Origin of the sequence: Methylotenera sp. (assembly GCF_013141425.1) — a bacterium.
Taxonomy (GTDB): Bacteria; Pseudomonadota; Gammaproteobacteria; order Burkholderiales; family Methylophilaceae; genus Methylotenera.
In genome coordinates this window covers 1-19,165 of sequence record NZ_JABFRA010000090.1, presented here as the reverse complement: position 1 = coordinate 19,165, position 19,165 = coordinate 1, and the positions used below count along the sequence as shown (strand labels likewise).

The 19,165-nt window shown below is 41.4% G+C and carries 35 protein-coding genes; 5 read left to right on the top strand and 30 right to left on the bottom strand.

What is annotated here, in order from left to right; all coding sequences use genetic code 11:
• From HOO90_RS08110 to rpmG, 4 genes are all read left to right on the top strand, one after another.
• On the top strand, positions 1-810 hold an 810-nt coding region (locus HOO90_RS08110), incomplete at its 5' end, for a TonB-dependent receptor (RefSeq protein WP_292841909.1).
• Positions 811-955: 145 nt separating this feature from the next.
• Positions 956-1,408, top strand: a complete 453-nt coding sequence (gene dut, locus HOO90_RS08105) for a dUTP diphosphatase (protein ID WP_292841907.1) — start codon at positions 956-958, stop codon at positions 1,406-1,408.
• A gap of 142 nt (positions 1,409-1,550) precedes the next feature.
• Positions 1,551-1,787: a 50S ribosomal protein L28 gene (gene rpmB, locus HOO90_RS08100; RefSeq protein ID WP_292841905.1), complete on the top strand. Its 237-nt coding sequence runs from the start codon at positions 1,551-1,553 to the stop codon at positions 1,785-1,787.
• Between the two features lie 12 nt (positions 1,788-1,799).
• The gene (gene rpmG, locus HOO90_RS08095) at positions 1,800-1,955 is read left to right on the top strand and encodes a 50S ribosomal protein L33 (RefSeq protein ID WP_013147069.1); all 156 of its coding nucleotides are present in this window, start codon (positions 1,800-1,802) and stop codon (positions 1,953-1,955) included.
• Positions 1,956-2,071: 116 nt separating this feature from the next.
• Here the strand turns inward: rpmG and HOO90_RS08090 are convergent, their stop codons facing one another.
• Together HOO90_RS08090 and mgtE are read right to left on the bottom strand one after the other, a co-directional pair.
• Positions 2,072-3,349, bottom strand: coding sequence for a mechanosensitive ion channel domain-containing protein (locus HOO90_RS08090; RefSeq protein ID WP_292841902.1), 1,278 nt, complete (start codon positions 3,347-3,349; stop codon positions 2,072-2,074).
• A gap of 91 nt (positions 3,350-3,440) precedes the next feature.
• Positions 3,441-4,877, bottom strand: a complete 1,437-nt coding sequence (mgtE, locus tag HOO90_RS08085; protein ID WP_292841900.1) for a magnesium transporter — start codon at positions 4,875-4,877, stop codon at positions 3,441-3,443.
• Positions 4,878-5,026: 149 nt separating this feature from the next.
• Here mgtE and HOO90_RS08080 point away from each other — a divergent pair, with 149 nt between their 5' ends.
• Positions 5,027-5,275, top strand: coding sequence for a glutaredoxin family protein (locus HOO90_RS08080; RefSeq protein WP_292841898.1), 249 nt, complete (start codon positions 5,027-5,029; stop codon positions 5,273-5,275).
• A 73-nt stretch (positions 5,276-5,348) separates the two neighbouring features.
• On the opposite strand, the gene rplQ is transcribed toward HOO90_RS08080, so the two are convergent.
• From rplQ to HOO90_RS07940, 28 genes are all read right to left on the bottom strand, one after another.
• Positions 5,349-5,738 carry a 50S ribosomal protein L17 gene (gene rplQ, locus HOO90_RS08075; protein WP_292841896.1) on the bottom strand — a complete coding sequence of 130 codons (390 nt, stop codon included), beginning with the start codon at positions 5,736-5,738 and terminating at the stop codon, positions 5,349-5,351.
• Positions 5,739-5,775: 37 nt separating this feature from the next.
• Positions 5,776-6,762, bottom strand: coding sequence for a DNA-directed RNA polymerase subunit alpha (rpoA, locus tag HOO90_RS08070; RefSeq protein WP_013147064.1), 987 nt, complete (start codon positions 6,760-6,762; stop codon positions 5,776-5,778).
• 109 nt (positions 6,763-6,871) lie between these two features.
• On the bottom strand, positions 6,872-7,501 hold the full coding sequence (gene rpsD, locus HOO90_RS08065; protein WP_013147063.1) for a 30S ribosomal protein S4: 630 nt from the start codon (positions 7,499-7,501) through the stop codon (positions 6,872-6,874).
• Positions 7,502-7,544: 43 nt separating this feature from the next.
• Complete coding sequence (rpsK, locus tag HOO90_RS08060) at positions 7,545-7,934, bottom strand: 30S ribosomal protein S11 (protein ID WP_013147062.1); 390 nt, start codon at positions 7,932-7,934, stop codon at positions 7,545-7,547.
• A 68-nt stretch (positions 7,935-8,002) separates the two neighbouring features.
• Positions 8,003-8,365, bottom strand: coding sequence for a 30S ribosomal protein S13 (gene rpsM / locus HOO90_RS08055; RefSeq protein WP_292841889.1), 363 nt, complete (start codon positions 8,363-8,365; stop codon positions 8,003-8,005).
• Between the two features lie 170 nt (positions 8,366-8,535).
• Positions 8,536-8,649 carry a 50S ribosomal protein L36 gene (gene rpmJ, locus HOO90_RS08050; RefSeq protein WP_013147060.1) on the bottom strand — a complete coding sequence of 38 codons (114 nt, stop codon included), beginning with the start codon at positions 8,647-8,649 and terminating at the stop codon, positions 8,536-8,538.
• Positions 8,650-8,708: 59 nt separating this feature from the next.
• Positions 8,709-10,025 (bottom strand): preprotein translocase subunit SecY, encoded by a 1,317-nt coding sequence (gene secY / locus HOO90_RS08045; protein ID WP_292841883.1) that lies wholly within the window; start codon positions 10,023-10,025, stop codon positions 8,709-8,711.
• Between the two features lie 10 nt (positions 10,026-10,035).
• Positions 10,036-10,476, bottom strand: coding sequence for a 50S ribosomal protein L15 (rplO, locus tag HOO90_RS08040; RefSeq protein WP_292841881.1), 441 nt, complete (start codon positions 10,474-10,476; stop codon positions 10,036-10,038).
• Positions 10,476-10,673, bottom strand: a complete 198-nt coding sequence (gene rpmD / locus HOO90_RS08035) for a 50S ribosomal protein L30 (RefSeq protein ID WP_292841879.1) — start codon at positions 10,671-10,673, stop codon at positions 10,476-10,478. The genes rplO and rpmD overlap by 1 nt, the downstream gene beginning before the upstream one ends.
• Positions 10,674-10,675: 2 nt before the next feature.
• Positions 10,676-11,188 carry a 30S ribosomal protein S5 gene (gene rpsE, locus HOO90_RS08030; protein ID WP_292841877.1) on the bottom strand — a complete coding sequence of 171 codons (513 nt, stop codon included), beginning with the start codon at positions 11,186-11,188 and terminating at the stop codon, positions 10,676-10,678.
• Positions 11,189-11,215: 27 nt separating this feature from the next.
• Positions 11,216-11,569: a 50S ribosomal protein L18 gene (gene rplR, locus HOO90_RS08025; protein ID WP_292841875.1), complete on the bottom strand. Its 354-nt coding sequence runs from the start codon at positions 11,567-11,569 to the stop codon at positions 11,216-11,218.
• Between the two features lie 10 nt (positions 11,570-11,579).
• Positions 11,580-12,113 carry a 50S ribosomal protein L6 gene (gene rplF, locus HOO90_RS08020; RefSeq protein ID WP_292841873.1) on the bottom strand — a complete coding sequence of 178 codons (534 nt, stop codon included), beginning with the start codon at positions 12,111-12,113 and terminating at the stop codon, positions 11,580-11,582.
• A gap of 10 nt (positions 12,114-12,123) precedes the next feature.
• On the bottom strand, positions 12,124-12,519 hold the full coding sequence (gene rpsH / locus HOO90_RS08015; protein ID WP_292841871.1) for a 30S ribosomal protein S8: 396 nt from the start codon (positions 12,517-12,519) through the stop codon (positions 12,124-12,126).
• A 15-nt stretch (positions 12,520-12,534) separates the two neighbouring features.
• A complete protein-coding gene (gene rpsN, locus HOO90_RS08010) occupies positions 12,535-12,840 on the bottom strand; it encodes a 30S ribosomal protein S14 (protein WP_292841869.1) in 306 nt (101 codons plus the stop codon).
• A gap of 3 nt (positions 12,841-12,843) precedes the next feature.
• On the bottom strand, positions 12,844-13,383 hold the full coding sequence (gene rplE, locus HOO90_RS08005; protein WP_292841867.1) for a 50S ribosomal protein L5: 540 nt from the start codon (positions 13,381-13,383) through the stop codon (positions 12,844-12,846).
• Positions 13,384-13,391: 8 nt separating this feature from the next.
• On the bottom strand, positions 13,392-13,709 hold the full coding sequence (gene rplX / locus HOO90_RS08000) for a 50S ribosomal protein L24 (protein ID WP_292841865.1): 318 nt from the start codon (positions 13,707-13,709) through the stop codon (positions 13,392-13,394).
• A gap of 8 nt (positions 13,710-13,717) precedes the next feature.
• Positions 13,718-14,086 (bottom strand): 50S ribosomal protein L14, encoded by a 369-nt coding sequence (rplN, locus tag HOO90_RS07995; protein ID WP_292841863.1) that lies wholly within the window; start codon positions 14,084-14,086, stop codon positions 13,718-13,720.
• A gap of 202 nt (positions 14,087-14,288) precedes the next feature.
• Complete coding sequence (gene rpsQ / locus HOO90_RS07990) at positions 14,289-14,534, bottom strand: 30S ribosomal protein S17 (protein WP_292841861.1); 246 nt, start codon at positions 14,532-14,534, stop codon at positions 14,289-14,291.
• Between the two features lie 2 nt (positions 14,535-14,536).
• Positions 14,537-14,731: a 50S ribosomal protein L29 gene (rpmC, locus tag HOO90_RS07985; protein ID WP_292841859.1), complete on the bottom strand. Its 195-nt coding sequence runs from the start codon at positions 14,729-14,731 to the stop codon at positions 14,537-14,539.
• 15 nt (positions 14,732-14,746) lie between these two features.
• Complete coding sequence (gene rplP / locus HOO90_RS07980) at positions 14,747-15,163, bottom strand: 50S ribosomal protein L16 (RefSeq protein ID WP_013147046.1); 417 nt, start codon at positions 15,161-15,163, stop codon at positions 14,747-14,749.
• Positions 15,147-15,872 carry a 30S ribosomal protein S3 gene (gene rpsC, locus HOO90_RS07975; protein ID WP_292841856.1) on the bottom strand — a complete coding sequence of 242 codons (726 nt, stop codon included), beginning with the start codon at positions 15,870-15,872 and terminating at the stop codon, positions 15,147-15,149. Before rpsC ends, rplP begins: the two co-directional genes overlap by 17 nt.
• A gap of 10 nt (positions 15,873-15,882) precedes the next feature.
• Positions 15,883-16,212, bottom strand: coding sequence for a 50S ribosomal protein L22 (gene rplV, locus HOO90_RS07970; RefSeq protein ID WP_013147044.1), 330 nt, complete (start codon positions 16,210-16,212; stop codon positions 15,883-15,885).
• A 9-nt stretch (positions 16,213-16,221) separates the two neighbouring features.
• The gene (rpsS, locus tag HOO90_RS07965) at positions 16,222-16,497 is read right to left on the bottom strand and encodes a 30S ribosomal protein S19 (RefSeq protein WP_292841848.1); all 276 of its coding nucleotides are present in this window, start codon (positions 16,495-16,497) and stop codon (positions 16,222-16,224) included.
• A 3-nt stretch (positions 16,498-16,500) separates the two neighbouring features.
• Complete coding sequence (gene rplB, locus HOO90_RS07960) at positions 16,501-17,334, bottom strand: 50S ribosomal protein L2 (protein WP_292841845.1); 834 nt, start codon at positions 17,332-17,334, stop codon at positions 16,501-16,503.
• Between the two features lie 11 nt (positions 17,335-17,345).
• Positions 17,346-17,660, bottom strand: coding sequence for a 50S ribosomal protein L23 (gene rplW, locus HOO90_RS07955; RefSeq protein ID WP_292841843.1), 315 nt, complete (start codon positions 17,658-17,660; stop codon positions 17,346-17,348).
• Entirely contained in the window at positions 17,657-18,283 is a 627-nt protein-coding gene (rplD, locus tag HOO90_RS07950) for a 50S ribosomal protein L4 (RefSeq protein ID WP_292841841.1), read from the bottom strand. Before rplD ends, rplW begins: the two co-directional genes overlap by 4 nt.
• On the bottom strand, positions 18,283-18,951 hold the full coding sequence (gene rplC / locus HOO90_RS07945; protein ID WP_292841839.1) for a 50S ribosomal protein L3: 669 nt from the start codon (positions 18,949-18,951) through the stop codon (positions 18,283-18,285). Before rplC ends, rplD begins: the two co-directional genes overlap by 1 nt.
• A gap of 117 nt (positions 18,952-19,068) precedes the next feature.
• On the bottom strand, positions 19,069-19,165 hold a 97-nt coding region (locus tag HOO90_RS07940; RefSeq protein ID WP_292841911.1), incomplete at its 5' end, for a 30S ribosomal protein S10.

The window sequence follows — 19,165 nt, the reverse complement described above, 5'->3', positions numbered from 1 at the left end:
AATTTAGACAATAGCGGCACAGTAGAATATAAAAAAACCACCCCAGTGATTGGTGCGGTTTGGAAAGTAACACCAATTATTAATCTTTACGCAAATTATGGAAGAGGTTTTGAAACACCTACTTTTATTGAGGCTGCGTATAATAGTACGAGTGGAAATGCAACACCTAATCTTAATTTAAAACCTAGTGAAAGCCGAAATTTTGAATTAGGTGCGAAAGCGTTTATTAGCGACAATACTCAAGCTAACCTAAACTTGTTTAGAATAACGACAAAAGATGAGCTTGTAGTGAGTACAAGTAATTCTGGTAGATCAGTCTATACCAATGCGAACGACACCAAACGTACTGGTGCAGAACTTTCTATCGACTCTAAATTTGCCAACAATATATCCACCTACTTTTCATACTCCCTTCTGAATGCAAAGTTTGATTCCGATTTTGGTGCTATTACTTCCGGCAATAAAATTCCAGGCACTTACAAAACACAACTGTACGGTGAAGCTGCCTGGAAATATGCGCCTCTTGGCTTTAGCACTGCTTTTGAAGGTCGTCATAATAGTAAGGTGTATGTTAATGACACAAACACCGATACTGCACCTTCTTACACAATTTTTAACTTACGCGCTGGCTTTGAACAAAATATTAGCAACTGGCATTTAAGCGAATTTTTACGAGTGGAAAATATGTTTGATAAAGACTACATTGGATCCGTTCGGATTAATGACACTACAGCTACAGGAGGCCGCTACTACGAACCTGCTTCAGATAGAACATACCTTCTAGGCCTAAATGCAAACTATAAGTTCTAAGTCTGAAATATCAACCAACCCGCTTCGGCGGGTTTTTTCTTGATTATCTACATAGGCATTAGCTAGTGATTTTAGTGATGTTTTAGTGTTTAATGCTAATCTAAATACGTCCACCATATTACCAATCCATATTACTGAGAGTGTTATGAAAATTATTGTCGACCTAAAAATTCTTGATGACCGCCTGCATGAACAGATGCCAACCTACGCCACTGAGGGTTCTGCAGGCTTAGATTTACGTGCCTGCATTGACGCGCCTATTACCTTACAACCTGGTGAGACCACACTCATCCCTACTGGCATGGCGATTCATTTAGACAATATTTACCATGCTGCGCTGATTTTACCGCGCTCAGGGCTTGGTCATAAGCATGGTATTGTTTTAGGCAACTTGATTGGTTTAATTGATTCCGATTACCAAGGTCAACTCATGGTGTCCTGCTGGAATCGTGGGAATACTGCATTTGAACTCAACCCCATGGAGCGTATTGCGCAACTGGTCATCGTGCCTGTTCTGCAAGCCGACTTTCATTTAGTAGATGATTTTGACGCGAGCGTGCGTGGCGAAGGTGGTTTTGGTAGTACGGGCAAACACTAATCTTGCTTAAATGCGCTAATAATATGAATATTATTACAATTTAACTGATATTTCCCTTGAGAATAGATTCACTTTCGTACTATAATTGCGGTCTTTCTAAAAAAGCAACGTATTTCAAGATTAAGCGTTAAGGATCAAAACTATGGCACGTGTATGTATGGTAACTGGCAAAAAGCCAATGGTGGGTAACACTGTTTCTCACGCTAATAACAGAACAAAACGTCGTTTTTTACCTAATTTGCAAAACCGCAAATTTTGGGTTGAGAGCGAAAATCGCTGGGTAAGCCTCCGCATTACTAACAATGCTTTACGTACTATCGACAAAAACGGTATTGATGCCGTGCTTGCTGATTTGCGTGCTGGCGGCCATAAAATCTAAAGGTAGAATATTATGCGTGAAAAAATCAAATTAGAATCAAGTGCTGGTACAGGCCATTTTTATACCACTACTAAAAATAAACGTACAATGCCAGGTAAAATGGAAATCAAGAAATTTGATCCAGTTGTTCGCCAACATGTGATGTATAAAGAAACTAAACTTAAATAGTAATTCGTTTATTACTTGTAAGTTTATAAAAAACCCGCTTAGTGCGGGTTTTTTTATTGATAGATACAATTGATCGAATCAATTGCAGTGTAAAAACTTGCGACTAAAACCGTGACTTAAGCTTCAGGTTGCGGTTCATTTAAAATGCGCACTTCTCGTTGCGGGTAGGGTATAGAAATATTGTTTTTTTGAAAAGCCCGCCAAACTTCCAGATAAATTTCAGTCTTTAAATTAGCATAACCCTCTTCAGGATCTGGTATCCAAAGATTCATTGCCAAATCTATGCCATTTTCCCCAAAACCTTGGATTTGAACTGCAGGCAAAGGCAATTCAAGTACGCGTGGGTGCCGCATCGCAATTTCATGCATCAACTCCATGGCTAACTCTAAAGAGCTACCATAACTGATTTGCACAGGTAACTGGACCCTTGCTTTATGGTCAGCCGACGAATGATTGATTACCGGATTAATAATCAAGTTTTCATTTGGAATAATGACTTCCGTTCCGTCCAACTTGCGCAACACCAAGTAACGTGTGCGCAAATCACTCACTACGCCATAATGGGTATCGATTGTCAGCACATCACCAATTTGCATGGACTTATCTAGCAAGATAACAAAGCCACTAATGTAATTACTTACAATACGCTGCAAACCGAACCCTAGGCCGACACCTAAGGCTCCACCAAATACTGAAAGCATGGTGATATCTAAACCTACAGCTGATAGCCCAATGAGCACGCCGATAAATAACAAGAATATACGCAAAAGTTTAGATAGCACCACGCGTAAATTCATATTTACATTCTGTGCATTCATCAACCTATTTTCTACCACACGGCTAAACCACAAGGTTATAAAAATAGTTACTAATATGGTGAGTAATGCTTGTACCGCTAGTAGTAAATTTAATGAATTTTTACCAATGCTAAATTTTATTTCTTCGAGTGCACTTAACATTTCAGGCAGAAATCCACTTAAATGCAAAGCGGTTAGAATCCAGATAAAACCTGCGACAGTATTTTCAAGCGTTTTAAGTAAACCACCTGGCGCAACGATATAGCGTACGGCATACACAAGCAAACGAATTGCCGCCATGGCCAATAGTAGCTTGCCAGCAAGGTGTAACAAGCTTGTATGTTGCCAATGTGCAAGAATCGCTTGTGCAATATAGACAAAAATAAGAGTACTCAACGGAAATAACACACGATTGATACCACCAATGCCCAGCTTCCAGTTTTCTGGTGCATTACGCATCACATAGGCACGCAGGGCACCATTAATCGCCCAAGCCAATACTGAGGCAGCAATAATGATAGCGAACTGCCATAAGGCAGCAGCTGTAGAAATATCGTTGAGTACTTCTTGCCAAATCAATTGAATTTCTTGATTCATAATTTGTTGTAAATACTACACCTTTTAGTAAGTTGTTTAGTAGTTAAGAGGTTGCACACGAAAGTTAATTTAAGAAATTGTGCTCTAAATGCTAAATAAGAAAGATTGTAGCTAACCCCAAAAAGATAAAGAATCCACCACTATCAGTCACTGCTGTTATCAGCACACTTGAACCAACAGCTGGGTCGCGTCCAAGCTTGTTCATAATTAAAGGAATCATTACACCCATTAATGCAGCTAATATTAAATTGAGTGTCATTGCGGCCATCATGACTAAACCTAGGTGGTAATTTCCATATAAGGCATAGGCAATTACTGCGAGCACGCCCCCCCATATCAGCCCATTTAGCAAGGCAACGCCAATCTCTTTTGTGATGAGTGATTTCATATTGTGAGAGGCCACTTGTCCTAAAGCTAAACCGCGGACTATCATTGTGGTGGTCTGATTGCCTGAGTTTCCACCGATACCTGCCACAATTGGCATTAACGCGGCTAATGCAACTATCTTTTCAATCGAGCCTTCAAACAAACCTATCACTCGTGACGCCACAATAGCAGTCATTAAATTCAGCGCCAGCCATGCCCAACGGTTTTGCACAGACTTCCAAATGGACGCGAAAAAGTCTTCCTCTTCACGCAAGCCTGCCATAGATAACATGTCGCTTTCAGTTTCTTCACGAATATAGTCCATCACGGCATCTACTGTAACGCGGCCAACCAATTTGTTTTCATTATCGATAACAGGCGCAGTTACTAGATCGTAACGCTCAAAGGCTTTTGCCGCGTCATCAGCAATGTCTTCTGGATGAAAAGTAACCGCATCCTCCGCCATTACATCAGCCACATTGGCATCCAAATCATTGACGACCAAGCGCTTTAAAGGAAGTACGCCACGCAGTATGCCATCTCTATCGACGACAAATAATTTATCAGTATGGTCAGGTAAGCTACCTAAACGGCGCATATAGCGTAAAGCAACTTCAAGCGTGATGTCTTCACGAATGGTAACAATATCGAAATCCATGATAGAACCAACAGCATCATCCGAATAGGATAAAGCAGATTGCAAGCGTGCTCTATTTTGAGAATCTAGACTATCGAGTAAGTCTTGAAGTACATCTTTAGGCAAATCTGGCGCTAAATCGGCCAGCTCATCTGTGTCAAGTTGCTCTGCTGCCGCAAGCAACTCTTGTGAATCCATGTCCGCAATCAGTGTCTGGCGAACGGCATCCGACACCTCCAGCAGGATATCACCGTCCCTATCCGCTTTAACTAGCTCCCAGACATCTAAACGCTGCTCTAAAGGTAGCGCTTCAAGAATGTCAGCAACATCAGCTGGATGCAATGCGTCCAACTTCTTTTGCAATTCATAAAGATTTTGTTTATGAACTAGCGATTCTACAAGGTCATGATTTGCCATCGCTTGTTTATGCACAAGCTCTTCAACCAGCTTATGTTTTTCTAGCAAGGTAATTACCTGTTGCAGATTTTCGCTTAAACTTTCTTTATATTCTTGATTTTCTGCCATGTTAACCTGTGAATAATAGTGGCTGATTTAGCTAATATCGTAAATTTAGATATGTGCCATTATGGTTTATTTTCGTCAGAAATTAAGCTTTTTGACTGAAATTTAAAAAAATATCTAGTACATCACTTAATAATTGATAGAGTAATGAAATGATACAATTACGATTATACTCAACATCACACTGCCACTTATGTGACGAGGCAGAAATCTTACTGTTAACTCTAACTAAGCAATATGATGTGCATTTTACAACAATAGAAATCTCTGGAAGTGACGAGCTAATTGAAAAATATGGCACAAGAATACCTGTTGTACGGCGATTGAATGACAACGCTGAATTTCAGTGGCCTTTCTCATTATTGGAACTAGAACAATTTATTCTAAGTAGCAATCGCTAGCATTATATTTTCAACCAACTAAAAAGCCAGCATATAGCTGGCTTTTTAGTTGGTTACTGAGGTAGCTTTACGCTTATTCCGTTACTGTAGCCTCTAGACCTGTATCTGGGCGATCAACCAACTCAACCAATGCCATAGGTGCATTATCACCATTACGGAAACCACATTTCAAAACACGTAAGTAACCGCCATTACGTGCAAGGTAACGTGGACCTAATTCACCAAACAACTTAGTGACAATATCATTATCACGTATACGACTAAACGCCAAGCGTCGATTCGCCAAGGTTGATGTTTTACCAAGAGTAATCAGAGGTTCTGCAAACTTACGCAGTTCTTTTGCTTTTGGTAAAGTAGTTTTAATGACCTCGTGACGTAATAATGACGCAGTCATGTTACGAAACATCGCTGCACGATGGCTGCTAGTACGATTTAATTTACGATTGCTATTACCGTGACGCATAGTAATTCCTTAAAGTTTCTATTTTAAGCTTAAAAAATTAAGCTTTTTCAAGACCAACAGGTGGCCAGTTTTCTAATTTCATGCCTAATGTTAGGCCACGAGTTGCTAATACATCTTTAATCTCATTCAGTGATTTACGTCCTAGGTTTGGCGCTTTTAAAAGCTCATTCTCAGTACGTTGGATCAAATCACCTATGTAGAATATATTTTCTGCTTTCAAGCAATTTGCAGAACGTACAGTTAATTCCAAGTCATCTACTGGGCGCAGTAAGATTGGATCTACTTGCGGAGCTGATTTAACTTCCACTTCGCTTGGCGCACCTTCTAAATCGGCGAATACAGAGAGTTGACCCATTAAGATACGTGCTGCATCGCGAATGGCTTGTTCAGGTTCAATGACGCCGTTAGTTTCAACATCCATCACCAATTTATCCAAATCAGTACGTTGCTCAACGCGGGCGCTTTCCACTTGATAGCTAACTTTATTGATTGGGCTAAATGACGCATCAACCATTATAAAACCAAGCACACGATCTTCTTCATTTGCTTTTTGGCGTGCAGGAACAGGTTGATAACCACGACCCATAGCTACTTTAACTTCTAAATTAAGCTTACCGCCTTTAGTCAGGTGAGCAATCACATGATCAGGGTTGACAATTTCAGCATCATGGCCAGTTTCAAAATCACCAGCAGTTACAACGCCCTCAACCGATTTATTTAAAACTAAAATAGTTTCTGATTTTGTATTTAACTTTAAAGCTACGCCTTTAAGATTAAGTAGAATATCTACTACATCTTCTTGCACGCCATCTAAAGTAGAATACTCATGTACAACACCGTCAATTTTAACTTCTGTAATGGCAAAGCCAGGAATTGAAGATAATAAAACACGACGTAAAGCATTACCTAATGTGTAGCCAAAGCCACGTTCCATCGGCTCTAACGTTACACGTGCGCGCAATGGAGATAAGACCTCTACATCTACTACACGTGGTTTTAAGTATTCGGTAGGACTGTTTTGCATAGTTATACCTTTTAATTTTTTGTATTAATCTCTATAACCTTGCGGTATCAGAGCAAATGTTTAAGTGAGTCGCTAAACGACTCACTTAACTTAACAATTTAAATCTTAATTATTTTGAGTAAAGCTCAACAACCAAGGACTCATTGATTGTTGGTGGCAATTCATCACGTTGCGGCTTTGCCTTAAAGGTACCTTTAAGTGCTTTAACATCCACTTCAATCCATGCTGGGAAGCCACGTTGTTCAGCAGCCTCTAAAGCACCTTTGATACGTAATTGTGTTTTAGAAGACTCAGCCACACTCACTACATCACCAGCTTTAACTTGGTATGAAGGAATATTTACACGACGTCCATTTACCAAAATGCTATTGTGACGCACAATTTGTCGAGCTTCAGTACGTGAACCACCAAGACCCATGCGGTAAGTAACGTTATCTAAACGACACTCTAAAAGTTGCAATAAGTTTTCACCAGTGATGCCTTTTTGGCGATCTGCTTCTGCGTAGTAGCTACGGAATTGAGCTTCTAGTACGCCGTAAATACGACGAACTTTTTGTTTTTCACGCAATTGAACACCGTAGTCTGACAAACGTTGGTTGCGACGTTGACCATGCTGCCCAGGTGGGAAGTTACGTTTTTCGATTGCACATTTGTCAGTGAAGCATTTCTCAGCCTTTAAAAAAAGCTTTTCGCCTTCACGACGACATTGACGGCACTTAGGGTCTAAATTTCTAGCCAAGGGATTCTCCTGTTATTTCTACTATAGTGAGCTTAAGCTCAACTTAAATGCGGCGTTTTTTAGGTGGACGGCAGCCGTTGTGTGGTACTGGCGTCACATCAGTTATGCTGGTGATTTTAAAACCAGCTGCATTAAGCGCGCGCACTGCAGATTCACGACCTGGGCCTGGGCCTTTAATACGCACTTCTAAATTCTTAACACCATTTTCTTGTGCTGATTTACCAGCAACCTCTGCAGCAACCTGTGCAGCAAAAGGCGTACTCTTACGTGAGCCTTTAAAACCTTGGCCACCAGAAGTAGCCCATGACAGTGCGTTACCTTGGCGATCTGTAATGGTGATGATGGTATTGTTAAAAGATGCATGCACGTGGGCAATACCCTCTGCAATATTCTTTTTAACTTTTTTTCTTACGCGTACATTAGCTTTTGCCATGTTGCACTTTCCTTACCAATAAATCTTACTGAAATGTGTAAACCTAAAATTTTGAGCTAATTAACAGCTTACTTAGCTTGTTTAATCGCTTTAACAGGACCTTTACGTGTACGCGCATTTGTTTTTGTACGCTGACCACGAACTGGCAAACCACGGCGGTGACGAACACCACGATAGCATCCTAAATCCATCAATCGTTTGATATTCATAGAAACTTCGCGACGTAGATCACCTTCAACTTTTTCTTTAGCAACTTCATCACGCAATTTATCTACATCTGCGTCATTTAAGTCTTTCATTTTTGTTGTTGCTAGAACGCCAGCTGCAGCACAAATTTTTTGTGCTGTAACACGTCCAATGCCAAAAATTGCAGTTAATGCAACATCAGCATGTTTGTTATTTGGGATGTTTACCCCTGCAATACGCGCCATACTTTACTCCAAATTTAGGTTTACCTAAAATCCATTGCTTTAAAAAAGTCGAGGATTTTAACAGTAAAACCAATTTATATCAATTAGCTTATCTTCTGATCAATTAAAATATTGACCAACTTAATTAGTGGCTATATCCAACAACCACTAATTGGATTAATAAAACTCTATTATCCTTGGCGTTGTTTATGACGTGGGTCTGTACAAATGATACGTACAACACCACGACGGCGAACAACTTTACAATTACGGCATAATGCTTTAACAGATGCACGAACTCTCATTTATAACTCCATCACTTCTTTAACTTCGGATTCTTAAATTAAAACTTATATTTCACTTACTATTTTTTAGCATTACCTTTGAAATTTGCTTTTTTAAGCAAACCTTCATATTGGTTCGACATCAAGTGAGACTGTACCTGCGTCATAAAATCCATCGTCACAACAACAATAATTAGTAACGAAGTGCCGCCGAAATAAAATGGCGTATTAAATTTCAATCTTAAAAATTCGGGCAACAAACAAACTAATGTAATGTATATAGCGCCTATCAAAGTCAATCGACCCATAATTCTATCGATGTACTTAGCGGTTTGATCTCCAGGTCGAATACCTGGTACAAAAGCACCACTTTTCTTTAGATTATCCGCAGTATCTTTTGGATTAAACTGCAATGCTGTATAAAAAAAGCAAAAGAAAACAATTGCCACTGTAAAAAACAAAATATAGATTGGTTGACCAGGAGATAATGCTGCTGCTGCATCTTTAAGCCAATACATACTTTCTTTGCTACCAAACCAGCCCGCCAATGTTGCCGGGAACATAATAATACTTGCAGCAAAAATTGGTGGAATTACACCTGCCATATTTAATTTCAAAGGAAGATGCGTCGTTTGACCGCCATATACCTTATTTCCCACTTGGCGCTTTGCGTAATTTACCGTAATTTTACGTTGACCACGCTCAACAAAAACCACCAGTGCTGTTACCAAAACGACTGCCACTAACAAGAAAAATGCTAACGGTATACTAAATGCTCCTGTATTGACCATCTCCGCTGTTGTACCTAGTGCGCTTGGCAAGCCGGCAACAATACCAGCAAAAATGATAATAGAGATACCATTACCAATACCACGCTCAGTAATTTGCTCACCTAACCACATCAAAAACATTGTGCCGCTAACAAGCGTAACAACAGCAGTAAGTCTGAACATCATTCCCGGATCTAAAACTAGACCCGGCTGACTTTCTAAAGCTATTGCAATACCTAAAGCTTGAAATGTCGCCAATACGACAGTGCCGTAACGCGTATATTTCGTAATAACTCTGCGACCAGCTTCGCCTTCTTTCTTCAACTGCTCCAACTTAGGTGAAACTGCCGACATTAACTGCATAATAATTGATGCAGAGATATAAGGCATGATACCTAAAGCAAAAACAGTAAACCTTGAAAGAGCACCACCAGAGAACATGTTAAACATGCCTAAAATGCCACCGCTTTGAGATTCAAAAAGCTTCGCAAGTACTACTGGATCGATCCCGGGAACCGGCACATGAGCACCGAGGCGAAATACGATTAATGCTCCAAGCACAAAAAACAAGCGGCTTTTAAGCTCTCCCATTTTTGATGCTGTTTTTAACAATCCATCTTGTGCCAAAATATTACTCTTACGCAGCTTCTAAAATCTTACCGCCAGCGGCTTCAACTGCGGCACGTGCGCCTTTAGTTAAAAGCAACCCTTGGATGTTATATTTTTTTGTAACATCGCCAGACAAAAACAATTTAGCATTATTAACAGTACCAGAAACGATATTAGCTGCCTTTAACGCCAACAAATCAATCACTTCATTTGGAATTAGAGCCAATTCACTAGTACGTACATGTGCTGTTTTAGCTTTTGTTAGTGATTTAAAACCACGTTTTGGCAAGCGGCGTTGTATAGGCATTTGACCGCCCTCAAAGCCCACTTTATGAAAGCCGCCAGTACGTGATTTTTGGCCTTTATGACCACGACCAGCTGTTTTACCGAAACCAGAACCGATACCACGACCAACGCGACGACGTTCTTTCTTTGCGCCTTCAGCAGGCTTAATTGTATTTAATTGCATTATCCTTCTACCTTTAAGAGATAGCCTACAGTATTGATCATACCGCGAATTGCTGGAGTATCTTGTAACTCAACCGTATGGTGCATACGACGTAAGCCTAAACCAGTAACGGTAGCCTTATGTGCTTGAATGCGTCCAATTGTACTTTTAACCAACGTCACTTTAATTGGTGTCGCTTCTTTTTTTGTTTTAGCCATGATTAGCCTCTAATTTCTTCAACTGATTTACCGCGTTTAGCTGCGATTTCTGCTGGTGTGTTCATTGACTCTAGGCCATTTAAAGTAGCGCGAACTAGATTGTAAGGGTTTGTAGAACCAATACATTTAGCCACAACATTAGTAACACCCATCACTTCAAAAATAGCGCGCATTGCGCCACCAGCGATAATGCCAGTACCTTCTGAAGCTGGTTGAATGAACACTTTAGCTGCACCATGAACACCTGTAACAGCGTGATGTAATGTGCCATTAGTTAAATTAATTTTTAACATACCACGACGCGCTTCATCCATAGCTTTTTGTACCGCAACTGGTACTTCACGTGCTTTACCCTTACCCATGCCAACAGCGCCATCGCCATCGCCTACCACAGTAAGAGCTGCAAAACTCATAATGCGACCACCTTTAACCGTTTTACTTACACGATTAACTGCAATCATTTTTTCGCGCAAACCATCAGTCTGCTGCTGTTGCTGTTCTATTTCTCTCGCCATCATTAACCTCTTTAGCAATCAGACCAATTAGAAGGATAAGCCGTGTTCGCGAGCGGCATCTGCCAACGCTTTAATACGACCATGATATTTATAACCTGAACGATCAAAAGCAACAGCAGTAACACCAGCTTTTTTGGCTTTTTCAGCAATCAGTTTACCAATAGCTGCAGCTGCTTCCACATTGCCGCCATTTTTAATTTTTTTACGAACGTCAGCTTCTACTGTTGAAGCACTAACAATTACCTTATCACCTGTTTCAGCGATAATTTGAGCGTAAATGTGCGTATTGGTACGGTGCACACTTAGGCGTGTAACTTTTAGCTCTGCAATTTTGGCACGGGTTTTACGTGCACGACGCAAGCGATTATTTACGTTGTTCATTTTTTAAGCCTTATTTCTTTTTGGTTTCTTTAATTACAACAACTTCATCTGCATAGCGAACGCCTTTGCCTTTATAAGGCTCTGGAGCACGATATGCACGAATCTGCGCTGCAACCTGGCCAATCACCTGCTTATCAACACCTGTTAACAGAATTTCTGTTGGTGTGGCAGTTGTCACAGTCACACCTGAAGGCATTTTGTGATTAATTGGATGTGAATAACCTAATTCTAGGTTCAGCACCGTACCTTGTGCAGCCGCCTTGTAACCAACACCAACCAGCGTTAGTTTACGAGTAAAGCCTTCAGATACACCTTTAACCATATTAGCGACTAAAGCGCGCAATGTACCTGACATAGCGCGTGAATGCTGAGCATCACTAGAAGCTTGAAACGTAATCGTTTCACCTTCACGCTTAAGCACAACCGCATCTGTTAATGGATGTGATAATTTACCTAAAGGACCGCTTACATTGATTGAATTAGCACTTAATACGACTTCAACCTTTTCTGGAATAGCGACCGGATTTTTAGCAACACGTGACATTTGCTTCTCCTTAAGCCACTACGCAGAGCACTTCACCACCGATACCGGCAGCTTGAGCTTTACGATCTGTCATTACACCCTTGGATGTGGACACAATTGTCACACCAAGACCATTCATTACCTTAGGAATCTCTTGACTTCCTTTGTACACGCGCAAACCAGGCTTGCTTATACGCTGAATACGCTCAATAACTGGACGACCAGCATAATATTTAAGGCTAATATTCAAAGTTGCCTTATTGCCTTCTTTTTGCACCGCAAAATCTTCAATATAACCTTCATCCTTAAGCACGCTAGCAATAGCAGACTTAACATTTGATGAAGGCATAGCAACAACCGCTTTGTTAACCATTTGCGCATTACGAATACGCGTCAACATGTCGGCAATCGGATCACTCATACTCATAGCTATATCCTCCTATTACCAGCTGGCTTTAGTGACGCCTGGCACTTGGCCACTCATCATTAAATCGCGTAACTTACTACGCCCAATACCGAATTTACTAAACACACCACGTGGGCGACCAGTTAAAGCACAACGATTACGAAGACGAACTGGGCTTGAGTTACGTGGAAGCGCCTGGAATTTCAAACGCGCTTCATGGCGACTTTCAGCTGTAGCATTAACGTCATTCATTGCCGCTTCTAGCGCAGCACGTTTCACAGCAAATTTACTTACAGTTGCGCGACGTTTAATTTCGCGTTCTGTCATACAGGTTTTAGCCATAACTTAACCTCTGAAAGGAAAACTAAACGCAGCAAGCAGAGCTTTTGCTTCTTCATCCGTTTTCGCAGTAGTTGTAATAGTGATATTCATTCCACGAATTGCATCGATTTTATCGTATTCAATTTCAGGAAAAATGATTTGCTCTTTAACACCCATGTTGTAGTTACCGCGACCATCAAATGATTTCGCAGAAATACCGCGGAAGTCACGAATACGTGGAATAGCTACAGTAACCAAACGATCCAAGAACTCATACATGCGTTCGCGACGTAAAGTTACTTTACAGCCAACAGGATAATCATCACGAATCTTAAATGCAGCCACTGATTTTTTAGCTTTAGTTACGATTGCCTTTTGACCAGCAATTTTCTCCATGTCGCCAACAGCGTGTTCCATTACCTTTTTATCTGCAACAGCTTCCCCAACACCCATATTAAGTGTGATTTTATCAATGCGAGGCACTTGCATTACTGAAGTGTAACCAAATTGCTCAGTCAAAGTTTTAACAACTGAGTCTTTATAAAAATCTTTTAAACGCGCCATAATTCTTCCTATGCGTCCACAGCTTCGCCATTAGATTTGAATACGCGAATTTTGCGGCCATCATCTAAAGTTTTGAAGCCTACGCGATCACCTTTTTGTGTCGCACTGTTAAATAAAGCAACGTTAGAAATGTCTAATGGCATTTCTTTAGCAATAATGCCTCCAGCAATACCTTTCATCGGGTTAGCCTTTGCGTGTTTCTTAACCAAGTTAAGACCCTCAACAACAACATGGCCCGAATCAAGAATACTAATAACTGTACCTTGCTTACCTTTGTCTTTACCGGTATTTAGGATGACCTGATCACCCTTACGAATTTTGTTCATGTGAGCTCCTACAAAACTTCTGGCGCTAATGAAACGATTTTCATGAATTTTTCAGTACGTAATTCACGTGTTACTGGCCCGAATATACGAGTACCAATCGGTTCTAGCTTGTTATTTAACAGTACTGCAGCATTGCTGTCGAACTTAACCAAAGAGCCATCTGGACGACGAACACCTTTAGCCGTACGTACAACTACCGCGCTGTAAACTTCGCCTTTTTTAACACGACCACGTGGGGCAGCATCTTTGATGCTCACCTTAATGATGTCGCCAATTCCAGCGTAACGACGCTTAGAGCCACCTAACACCTTGATGCATTGCACAGAGCGCGCACCAGTGTTATCGGCAACTTCTAGCCGAGATTGCATTTGAATCATGAGAATAATCTCCAACTTAATCCGTTAAACCAACACCAGCCATTTTTAATCAAAAGACAAACTTTCAATTAACACGGCCGATAGACCCGGTCAGTATTGGGGCGAGAGCTTATGGCTCGCCTAAATAGCCAAACATTATAACTTGCTTTGTGTAGCTTCGCAATCATTATTCAGAATAAATGCGAAACTACGGCCAAATTACTTAAGCAGTTTTAACTACCCAAGTTTTGGTTTTTGAAAGCGGGCGACTTTCAATAATAGTTACTACGTCGCCTTCTTTAACGCTATTAGTTTCATCATGCGCATGAAATTTTTTAGATTGACGCACAACTTTACCAATTAACGGATGCTTAACCTTACGCTCAACCAAAACTGTTACAGTTTTGTCCATTTTGTCGCTTACAACGCGGCCTGTAAGGCTACGTACTACTTTTGTCGTTTCAGTCATTATTATGCCTGTTTCGCTTTCTCAGCCAATACAAGCTTAACGCGTGCTACATCTTTGCGTACTTTACCTAGCTGATCTACTTTAGATAATTGCTGAGTAGCCACTTGCATGCGAAGTGAGAATTGCGCACGGCGCAATTCAATTAACTCTGCATTTAGCTCTTCAGCGCTTTTTGCTCTTAAATCGGATGCTTTCATGTTAGCGTACCTTCCTTAACTGCCGATTTGACGAGTCATGAATGTCGTTTCAATTGGCAGCTTAGCAGCAGCCAAACGGAACGCTTCACGTGCAAGCTCTTCGCTCACGCCGTCCATCTCGTATAACATTTTACCTGGTTGGATTTGAGCTACGTAGTACTCTGTACTACCTTTACCGTTACCCATACGTACTTCAGCAGGTTTTTTAGAAATTGGTTGATCTGGGAAAATGCGAATCCATACACGACCACCACGTTTAATGTGACGAGTCATTACGCGACGTGCAGCCTCAATTTGACGCGCAGTTAAACGGCCACGGCCAACTGCTTTCAAACCAAAATCACCAAAACTTACTTTATTACCCGTAGTTGCAATGCCCTTGTTGCGGCCCTTTTGCATCTTACGATATTTTTGTCTAGACGGTTGTAGCATCTTTAGCCCTCGGCTTTCTTACTTTTTTCTCTGGCTCAGCAACTGGAGTTGTAGTAGCACCGATAGGAGCCTGTACATTACCCGCAAAAATTTCACCTTTGAATACCCAAACTTTAATACCGATAATACCGTATGTTGTTGAAGCTTCAGCAACACCGTAATCTATGTCAGCACGAAGTGTATGTAAAGGCACACGGCCTTCACGATACCATTCAGTACGAGCAATTTCGATACCATTTAGACGACCTGAACTCATGATTTTGATACCTTGAGCACCTAAACGCATTGCATTTTGCATTGCACGCTTCATGGCACGACGGAACATCACACGCTTTTCAAGTTGTTGAGCGATTGATTGTGCAATCAAAGTTGCATCAAGTTCAGGCTTACGCACTTCTTCAATGTTCAAATGAACTGGAACGCCCATCAAACCTTGTAAAGCGGTACGTAAAGACTCGATATCTTCACCTTTTTTACCAATAACCACACCAGGACGTGCACTGTAAATTGTGATTTTTGCATTTTTAGCAGGACGTTCAATCAATATACGGCTAACAGCTGCTGCAGCTAATTTTTTGTTTAAGAACTCACGTACTTTAATGTCGCCTTGCAACATTGCAGGGAAGTTCTTGCTATTGGCATACCAACGTGAGGACCAATTTTTTTGGACGCTCAAACGGAAACCAATTGGATGAATTTTCTGACCCATATTTTATCCCTTAATTTCCGACGGTCACGTGAATGTGACAGGTTGGTTTAGTAATACGACCAGCGCGACCTTTTGCACGTGGACGAATTCGTTTAAGCACAATACCTTTATCAACATAAATTGAAGTAACTTTCAATTCGTCGATATCAGCGCCATTGTTATGTTCCGCATTAGCAATTGCAGATTCAACAACTTTCTTAATAATTTCAGCACCTTTTTTAGGTGTGAAATTAAGAATGTTAAGTGCGTGATCTACTTTCTTGCCGCGAACAAGGTCTGCCACCAATCTAGCCTTTTGAGGAGAAAGATGAACACCTTTTAATATTGCAGATACTTGCATCTTCAGCTCCTACTTCTTAGCTTTTTTGTCGGCTGCATGTCCTTTGAATGTACGCGTTAACGCAAATTCACCGAGCTTGTGACCTACCATGTTTTCAGAAATCAACACTGGAATGTGTTGCTTACCATTGTGAATCGCAATAGTAAGACCAATAAAATCTGGGAAAATTGTAGAACGTCGTGACCAAGTCTTAATTGGTTTACGATCGCGACTTGCTGCCGCAACTTCTACTTTTTTAGCCAAATGACCATCAATAAATGGACCTTTTTTAAGTGAACGTGCCATAAATTACCTTACGCCTCTCGGACGACGACTAATACGCATATTATCTGTACGTTTACTGCTACGTGTACGATAACCCTTAGTTTTAACACCCCATGGGCTAACTGGATTCATACCTGCAGCTGTACGACCTTCACCACCACCGTGCGGGTGATCAACCGGGTTCATCACCACACCGCGAACGGTTGGGCGAACACCACGCCAGCGCATCGCACCAGCTTTACCGATTGAGCGCAATGAATGCTCTTCATTACCCACTTCACCTAAAGTTGCCATGCAATCAACGTGTACGCGGCGAACTTCACCTGAACGTAAACGTAATTGAGCATAAGCGCCTTCACGTGCTAGCAACTGTACTGATGTACCTGCTGAACGTGCTATTTGCGCGCCCTTACCAGGTTGCAATTCGATACAATGAATCGTACTACCTACCGGGATGTTGCGAAGCGGCATCGCATTACCAATTTTAATTGGCGCTTCTGAACCACTAATTAATTGCGTACCAGCAACTACACCACGTGGTGCAATAATGTAGCGACGCTCTCCATCTGCGTAAACCAATAAAGCAATGTGCGCAGTGCGATTTGGATCATATTCGATATGCTCTACTGTCGCTGGTATGCCTGTCTTATTACGACGGAAGTCAATTAATCGATAATGCTGTTTATGACCACCGCCTTGGTGACGCGTTGTAATTCGGCCGTTATTATTACGACCTGCGTGTCTACTTTGACTCTCCAACAGCGGTGCGTGTGGTTTACCTTTATAAAGGTCAGGCGTTACCACCTTGACTACACCACGACGACCCGGGGACGTTGGCTTGACTTTTACTAATGCCATCTCATCTCTCCTTATTCAGCCGCTGCGAAGTTAATTTCTTGACCTGGCTTCAAGCTTACATAAGCTTTTTTCCAGTCTTTACGCTTGCCAATACCCTTGCCAGCGCGCTTTGTTTTACCGCCTACATTGATCGTAGCCACCTTATCAACTTCAACTTTAAAAACCAGCTCAACCGCAGCCTTAATTTCTGGTTTTGTTGCATCTGTGCGTACGATAAATGCAATTTGTTGGTGTTTGTCGGCAATGTAAGTTGCCTTTTCAGTAATTTGCGGTGCTAAGATAACTTGCAACAAGCGATCTTGAGTCTTAGTAATAGCCGTTATCATGCTAGCATCTCCTCAAGTTTCTTCACTGCAGCAGCTGTCGCCACAACATTTGGGAAACGTACTAAGCTCACAGGGTCAGCGTATTGCGCTTCAACCACCATTACGTTAATTAAGTTGCGTGAAGATAAATATAAATTCTCATCAAAACCATCGGTTAGTACTAATACAGCACCTTCGTAACCCAAACCTTTGATTTTCTCAGCCAAAGCTTTAGTTTTTGGTGTAGTCACAACAAACTCCTCAACTACACTTAAACGATCCTGACGCACCAACTCAGATAGAATTGTTTGCATACCAGCACGATAAGCCTTACGGTTTACCTTGTGACTGAAATTTTCATCTGGTGAATTTGGGAATGCGCGACCACCTCCGCGCCAGATTGGGCTCGACGTCATACCAGCACGTGCGTTACCCGTTCCTTTTTGTGCGTATGGCTTATGCGTCGTATGCGCGACATTGCCACGGCCTTTTTGTGCGCGAGTAGCTGTTCGTGCATTTGCCATATAGGCAACAACAACTTGATGCACTAAGGCTTCGTTAAAATCACGGCCGAAAGTATCATCTGACACTGTCACACCTTTTTTAACTGCCTTACCGTTCTTATCCTGTAATTTAAGTTCCATTATTTAGAACCTCCCTGTGCCTTAGTAGCCTTAGCTTTGATGGCAGGACGAACAACAACATCACCACCTTTAGAACCAGGGATAGCACCTTTAATCAACAACAAATTGCGCTCAACATCAACTCGAACAATTTCCAAGTTTTGCGTTGTCACCTTAGTTGCGCCTAAGTGGCCAGGCATACGCTTACCAGGAAAAACACGTCCAGGATCTTGCGCCATACCGATAGAGCCAGGTACGTTATGTGATTTAGAGTTACCATGCGAAGCACGGTTAGACTTAAAGTGATGGCGCTTAATAGCACCTGCAAAGCCCTTACCCAAAGAGGTTCCAGTAACGTCAACAATTTGACCCACTTGGAAAATATCAACTGTGATATTTGCGCCCTCAGTGTAATTAGCTAACACTTCACCAGTTACCGAGAATTCTTGAATGCCAGCACCTGCAGCTGAACCCGACTTGGCGTAATGCCCAGTCAGCGCTTTATTGATGCGGCTAGCACGACGAGCGCCATAAGCAACTTGAAGGCTAGTATAGCCGTCGCTCGCGATTGTCTTGATCTGTGTCACGCGGTTAGGTACAACTTCCAACACGGTTACTGGGATGCTTGCGCCATCTTCAGTAAACACGCGGGTCATACCCACTTTGCGACCAATAAGCCCTAAGCTCATGATCGTATCCTTATTATTTAGTTAAAAAGCCGATTACAATTGACCGACTTCTGTGAAAGAGGCCGGATTATACCGAACCCCCAATACTTTTACAACTACATTTTACTACTTAAATTTTTACAGCTTGATTTCTACATCTACACCAGCTGGCAAATCTAATTTCATTAACGCATCAACTGTTTTATCTGTAGGATCAACAATATCCATTAAACGT

What these genes read in the sequence shown, in the direction of transcription:
- dut (WP_292841907.1), top strand. Translation starts at nt 956, where the DNA reads ATGAAAATTATTGTCGACCTAAAAATTCTTGATGACCGCCTGCATGAA.
- rpmB (WP_292841905.1), top strand. Translation starts at nt 1,551, where the DNA reads ATGGCACGTGTATGTATGGTAACTGGCAAAAAGCCAATGGTGGGTAAC.
- rpmG (WP_013147069.1), top strand. Translation starts at nt 1,800, where the DNA reads ATGCGTGAAAAAATCAAATTAGAATCAAGTGCTGGTACAGGCCATTTT.
- HOO90_RS08090 (WP_292841902.1), bottom strand. Translation starts at nt 3,349, where the DNA reads ATGAATCAAGAAATTCAATTGATTTGGCAAGAAGTACTCAACGATATT.
- mgtE (WP_292841900.1), bottom strand. Translation starts at nt 4,877, where the DNA reads ATGGCAGAAAATCAAGAATATAAAGAAAGTTTAAGCGAAAATCTGCAA.
- HOO90_RS08080 (WP_292841898.1), top strand. Translation starts at nt 5,027, where the DNA reads ATGATACAATTACGATTATACTCAACATCACACTGCCACTTATGTGAC.
- rplQ (WP_292841896.1), bottom strand. Translation starts at nt 5,738, where the DNA reads ATGCGTCACGGTAATAGCAATCGTAAATTAAATCGTACTAGCAGCCAT.
- rpoA (WP_013147064.1), bottom strand. Translation starts at nt 6,762, where the DNA reads ATGCAAAACAGTCCTACCGAATACTTAAAACCACGTGTAGTAGATGTA.
- rpsK (WP_013147062.1), bottom strand. Translation starts at nt 7,934, where the DNA reads ATGGCAAAAGCTAATGTACGCGTAAGAAAAAAAGTTAAAAAGAATATT.
- rpsM (WP_292841889.1), bottom strand. Translation starts at nt 8,365, where the DNA reads ATGGCGCGTATTGCAGGGGTAAACATCCCAAATAACAAACATGCTGAT.
- rpmJ (WP_013147060.1), bottom strand. Translation starts at nt 8,649, where the DNA reads ATGAGAGTTCGTGCATCTGTTAAAGCATTATGCCGTAATTGTAAAGTT.
- rplO (WP_292841881.1), bottom strand. Translation starts at nt 10,476, where the DNA reads ATGCAATTAAATACAATTAAGCCTGCTGAAGGCGCAAAGAAAGAACGT.
- rpmD (WP_292841879.1), bottom strand. Translation starts at nt 10,673, where the DNA reads ATGGCTAAAACAAAAAAAGAAGCGACACCAATTAAAGTGACGTTGGTT.
- rpsE (WP_292841877.1), bottom strand. Translation starts at nt 11,188, where the DNA reads ATGGCGAGAGAAATAGAACAGCAACAGCAGCAGACTGATGGTTTGCGC.
- rplR (WP_292841875.1), bottom strand. Translation starts at nt 11,569, where the DNA reads ATGAACAACGTAAATAATCGCTTGCGTCGTGCACGTAAAACCCGTGCC.
- rplF (WP_292841873.1), bottom strand. Translation starts at nt 12,113, where the DNA reads ATGTCACGTGTTGCTAAAAATCCGGTCGCTATTCCAGAAAAGGTTGAA.
- rpsH (WP_292841871.1), bottom strand. Translation starts at nt 12,519, where the DNA reads ATGAGTATGAGTGATCCGATTGCCGACATGTTGACGCGTATTCGTAAT.
- rpsN (WP_292841869.1), bottom strand. Translation starts at nt 12,840, where the DNA reads ATGGCTAAAACCTGTATGACAGAACGCGAAATTAAACGTCGCGCAACT.
- rplE (WP_292841867.1), bottom strand. Translation starts at nt 13,383, where the DNA reads ATGGCGCGTTTAAAAGATTTTTATAAAGACTCAGTTGTTAAAACTTTG.
- rplX (WP_292841865.1), bottom strand. Translation starts at nt 13,709, where the DNA reads ATGAACAAAATTCGTAAGGGTGATCAGGTCATCCTAAATACCGGTAAA.
- rplN (WP_292841863.1), bottom strand. Translation starts at nt 14,086, where the DNA reads ATGATTCAAATGCAATCTCGGCTAGAAGTTGCCGATAACACTGGTGCG.
- rpsQ (WP_292841861.1), bottom strand. Translation starts at nt 14,534, where the DNA reads ATGACTGAAACGACAAAAGTAGTACGTAGCCTTACAGGCCGCGTTGTA.
- rpmC (WP_292841859.1), bottom strand. Translation starts at nt 14,731, where the DNA reads ATGAAAGCATCCGATTTAAGAGCAAAAAGCGCTGAAGAGCTAAATGCA.
- rplP (WP_013147046.1), bottom strand. Translation starts at nt 15,163, where the DNA reads ATGCTACAACCGTCTAGACAAAAATATCGTAAGATGCAAAAGGGCCGC.
- rpsC (WP_292841856.1), bottom strand. Translation starts at nt 15,872, where the DNA reads ATGGGTCAGAAAATTCATCCAATTGGTTTCCGTTTGAGCGTCCAAAAA.
- rplV (WP_013147044.1), bottom strand. Translation starts at nt 16,212, where the DNA reads ATGCAAGTATCTGCAATATTAAAAGGTGTTCATCTTTCTCCTCAAAAG.
- rpsS (WP_292841848.1), bottom strand. Translation starts at nt 16,497, where the DNA reads ATGGCACGTTCACTTAAAAAAGGTCCATTTATTGATGGTCATTTGGCT.
- rplB (WP_292841845.1), bottom strand. Translation starts at nt 17,334, where the DNA reads ATGGCATTAGTAAAAGTCAAGCCAACGTCCCCGGGTCGTCGTGGTGTA.
- rplW (WP_292841843.1), bottom strand. Translation starts at nt 17,660, where the DNA reads ATGATAACGGCTATTACTAAGACTCAAGATCGCTTGTTGCAAGTTATC.
- rplD (WP_292841841.1), bottom strand. Translation starts at nt 18,283, where the DNA reads ATGGAACTTAAATTACAGGATAAGAACGGTAAGGCAGTTAAAAAAGGT.
- rplC (WP_292841839.1), bottom strand. Translation starts at nt 18,951, where the DNA reads ATGAGCTTAGGGCTTATTGGTCGCAAAGTGGGTATGACCCGCGTGTTT.